The sequence below is a fragment of the Gemmiger formicilis genome (assembly GCF_016901605.1).
Taxonomy (GTDB): domain Bacteria; phylum Bacillota; class Clostridia; order Oscillospirales; family Ruminococcaceae; genus Gemmiger; species Gemmiger formicilis_B.
Genome location: NZ_JACJKP010000739.1, coordinates 1 through 223 on the forward strand (window position 1 = coordinate 1; position 223 = coordinate 223).

Consider the following 223-nt stretch of genomic DNA (forward strand, 5'->3'; position numbering starts at 1 on the left):
TTTGTCACGCTGTTCGACCACCTGGTCTATGCCATTGAGCGCAGCCAGAAGCATATTGTGCTGCCCAACCGCCTGCTTTGGGAGGTGCGGCGTTTTTACCCCCGGGAGTATGCGCCGGGCGCAGGCATACGCCCGGGGATTCTGGTCCAGTACCGGCTCCAAAACCGAGATATCCTCGCTGCCCAGCATTTTGTGGTCCAGCACGCGCTCAATAAAATACTGC

The 223-nt window shown here is 58.3% G+C and carries 1 protein-coding gene; it reads left to right on the top strand.

What is annotated here, in order from left to right; translation table 11 throughout:
- Positions 1-223 (top strand): PRD domain-containing protein (locus H6B10_RS16690; protein ID WP_204652486.1); only part of this gene is annotated, 223 nt, incomplete at both ends.